Consider the following 3,478-nt stretch of genomic DNA (forward strand, 5'->3'; position numbering starts at 1 on the left):
ACTCACCCGCCGGCCGGCCTCTCGGCGCGTTCGCGATGGAGCAGACCATGACGCAATCGACCCAGGCCGGCCTGCTGGAGCCGGCTCCCGGGAGCGACGGCACCCCGCGCCCGGCGGCCAGGTCCGCCGGCGGCGGCCGCCGCGTGCTACGCGCGCTTGCGCCCCTTCCGTGGATCACGCCCGCCACCGCCCTGATCCTCTTCGTGGTGATCTGGCCGGTGGTCTCGATGTTCCTGACCTCTCGTCAGCACTTCGACTCCATGGGCTTCGACCAGGGCAGCGCGGGCTGGAGCAACTTCACCAAGCTGTTCGACGAGCCGGACCTGCCCGGCGTGCTCGTGCGCACCGTCATCTGGGTGGTCGCCGTGGTCGGCCTCACCATCCTGATCTCGCTGGGCGTGGCCCAGATGTTCAACAAGCAGTTCCCGGGCCGCAAGGTCGCCCGCTGGGCGCTGATCGCGCCGTGGGCCGCCTCGGTCGTGATGACCTCCATCGTCTTCAAGTGGATGCTCAACCCGAGCAACGGCACGATCCTGGTGCTGATGCACGACCTGGGCTTCATGAAGAACTACAACAGCGTCAACTGGCTCTCGCAGCAGACGCCGGCGTTCATCTGGGAGATCGTGGTCGCGATCTTCGTCTCGGTGCCGTTCACCACCTACGCGCTGCTGGCCGGCCTCCAGGCGATCCCGGAGGACGTCTACGAGGCCTGCCGCCTGGACGGCGCGGGAACGGCGCGCACCTACTGGTCGATCACGCTGCCGCTGCTGCGTCCTGCCCTGCTCGTGGCGGCGCTGATCAACATCATGAACGTCTTCAACTCGTTCCCGATCATCTACGAGATGACCGGCGGCGGTCCGGGCAACCAGACCTCCACCACGACGCTGTTCATGTACAACACCCAGCAGACCAGCATCGGCGAGGCAGCCGCGATGTCCGTGGTCAACTTCGGCTTCATCATCGTGGTCGTCCTGTTCTTCCTGCGGGCGTCCCGGTGGAACACCTCGGAGGACTGAGATGACCACTGTGACCGCGCGGCCGACCCCGGCCGCCGCCTCCGCCCGGAAGGCCCCCGCCCCGCGCAGGCTGCCCCGCCCGCGCACCGTCGCGCTCGCCGGCGGCGCCTACCTGATCGGGCTGGTCTTCCTCCTCCCGTACCTGGAGATGGTGATCACCGCCCTCCGGCCGGGCAACGAGCTGCACGACCGGGACCTCTTCCCGAGCCACCCGACGCTCTCCAGCTTCACCGACATCTGGTCCACGGGCCTCGGCACCAACCTCGGCACCAGCCTCGAGATCGCCTTCGGCTCGACGGCCCTGGTGCTGCTGGTCGCCATCCCGGCGGCCTACTACACCGCGCGCCGCAACTTCCGCGGCAAGGGACTGTTCCTGCTGCTGGTGCTGATCACCCAGATGTTCCAGCCGACCGCGATGATCGTCGGCATCTACCAGCAGTTCCTCCAGTTCAACCTGATCGACTCGATCTGGTCGCTGATCCTGGTCAACGCCGGCTTCAACATGGCCTTCGCCGTGTGGATCCTCAACGCCTACTTCTCGGCGATCCCCAAGGAGATCGAGGAGGCCGCGATCGTCGACGGCTGCAGCCGCGTCGGCGCGATGTTCCGCGTCATCCTGCCGCTGGCCTCCCCGGGCATCGTCACCGCGCTGATCTTCACCTTCATCGCGGCCTGGAACGAGTTCATCGTCGCCCTCACCCTGACCACCCAGAGCGGCCCGCGCACGCTCACGGTCAAGATCTCCAACTTCGTCGGCGAGTACGCCACGGACTGGCAGCACCTGTTCGCCGCCTCCGTCATCGCCACGATCCCGGTGATCATCCTTTTCGCCCTGATCGAGGGCAAGGTCGCCTCCGGCCTCACGGCGGGCTCGGTCAAGTAGGACTTCGGGCACGACGACGCGAGGGGCGCCCGGCTCAGGCCGGGCGCCCCTCGCGCTTGATCGGCGACGGCTACGGCAGGGTGATGTGGTACGCCTTGCGGAGCGTCTCGTGGACGGTCCACGTGGTCTCGTCGCCCTCGCGCAGGACGCAGGCGTCGCCCGGGCCGACGTCGAAGGTGGGGCCGTCGGCCACGGCGATCGTGGCGCGGCCGGAGACGACGACGAAGAGCTCGTTCGCCTCGGTGTCGGTGACCACGCCCGGGGTGATCTGCCAGATGCCGCGGATCTGCCTGCCGTCCTCCGACTCCCACAGGACCTTGCCGGAGACCTCCGGCGTGCCGGAGACGATCTGGCTCGGGTCGAGCGGGTCGGGCTCGAGCTCGGCGTCGGGGATGTGCACGGCGAAACTGGTCATGGCGTCGACGGTAGTCCGTGCAGGTCACCGGTGGGGGTGACAGGTTGCGTCAGAGGGAGGCGGCAGAATGACAAGTCGTATGGTCGGGTGAGTGCCCCGATGTCCCGTGTCCGATGTCCCGAAGGAGGAGCGACGGTGGAAGAGCTGACGCAGCGCGACCGCGCCGTGCTGACCTTCGAGGCGAGGGCGTGGCGGGCACGGGGCGCCAAGGACGCGGCGATCCGCGAGGAGCTCGGTCTCTCGCCCACCCGCTACGCCCAGCTCCTCAACGCCCTGCTCGACCGCGAGGCCGCCCTCGCCTTCGACCCGGTGCTGGTCAACCGATTGCGCCGGATCAGGGACGAGAGGCGAGCGCGGCGCTGAGGGCCTCCAGCAGGCCCACCACGCCCGGCGGGCCGGACAGGACGAGATCGGCCCGCTCCGCCAGCGCCGCCAGCGGCGGCTCGCCCGTCGTCGGCGCGCTGTAGCCGAGCACGCCGGGGCGCCCGACGGAGCGCAGGTCGTCGACCGCGTCGTAGGCGGCCACGTCGCCGAGGTCGTCGCCGACGTAGAGGACGGCGCCGGCCTTCCGCTCGTCCAGGAAGGCTGTCAGCGCGGCGCCCTTGTCCACGCCCGGTGGACGCAGCTCCAGCACCATCCGGCCCGGCTCGACGGTGAGCCCGTGCTTGGACGCCAGTGCGCGCAGCGGTGCGTCCAGCTCCGCGAGCGTTCCGTCCGGGTCCTCGGTGCGCCGGGTGTGGACGGCGATGGCGCGGCCCTTGTCCTCGATCCAGGCGCCCTCCGGGGCGCCCATCCGCTTCAGCTCGCGCGGCAGCTCCGCGCGCAGCGCCGCGACGCCGGGGTGGTCCGCCGGGGCGTGCACCTCACCGGTCTGCGCGTCCCAGCGCTCCGCGCCGTAGTGGCCGAGGATCGTCAGGTGCTCCAGCCCGGGCGCGCCGACGAACCCGCCGTACTCCGCGGCGGTCCCCGCCGGCCGCCCCGTCACCACGACCACCGCGCCCAGCAGCGGCGCGAGCCGTTGCAACGCGGGCACGACGCCCGGGTGGGCCCGCGCGGAGTCCGGGTCGGGGACGATCGGCGCCAGCACGCCGTCGAAGTCCAGGGCGACGACCGCCCGCGCCGGCTCGGCGGCCAGCGCCGCCAGCCCGGCGGCGCCCGCTCGGT

General features: G+C 70.8%; 5 protein-coding genes. 3 read left to right on the forward strand and 2 right to left on the reverse strand.

Features of this window, described 5'->3' with window-relative positions; genetic code table 11:
• Positions 1-47: 47 nt before the first annotated feature.
• A complete protein-coding gene (locus TR48_RS06385) occupies positions 48-1,016 on the forward strand; it encodes a carbohydrate ABC transporter permease (RefSeq protein WP_084728926.1) in 969 nt (322 codons plus the stop codon).
• 1 nt (position 1,017) lies between these two features.
• Positions 1,018-1,899, forward strand: a complete 882-nt coding sequence (locus TR48_RS06390; RefSeq protein ID WP_084728902.1) for a carbohydrate ABC transporter permease — start codon at positions 1,018-1,020, stop codon at positions 1,897-1,899.
• 70 nt (positions 1,900-1,969) lie between these two features.
• Here TR48_RS06390 and TR48_RS06395 read toward each other — a convergent pair whose 3' ends face one another.
• Positions 1,970-2,314, reverse strand: a complete 345-nt coding sequence (locus tag TR48_RS06395; protein ID WP_042364921.1) for a cupin domain-containing protein — start codon at positions 2,312-2,314, stop codon at positions 1,970-1,972.
• 99 nt (positions 2,315-2,413) lie between these two features.
• Between TR48_RS06395 and TR48_RS06400 the strand changes: the two genes are divergently transcribed.
• Complete coding sequence (locus tag TR48_RS06400; protein WP_042364922.1) at positions 2,414-2,677, forward strand: DUF3263 domain-containing protein; 264 nt, start codon at positions 2,414-2,416, stop codon at positions 2,675-2,677.
• Here TR48_RS06400 and otsB read toward each other — a convergent pair.
• A partial coding sequence (gene otsB / locus TR48_RS06405; protein WP_063770922.1) for a trehalose-phosphatase occupies positions 2,649-3,478 on the reverse strand: 830 nt, incomplete at its 5' end. The two genes, TR48_RS06400 and otsB, sit on opposite strands and share 29 nt — an antisense overlap.

It is taken from the genome of Streptacidiphilus neutrinimicus (genome assembly GCF_000787815.1).
GTDB lineage: Bacteria > Actinomycetota > Actinomycetes > Streptomycetales > Streptomycetaceae > Streptacidiphilus > Streptacidiphilus neutrinimicus.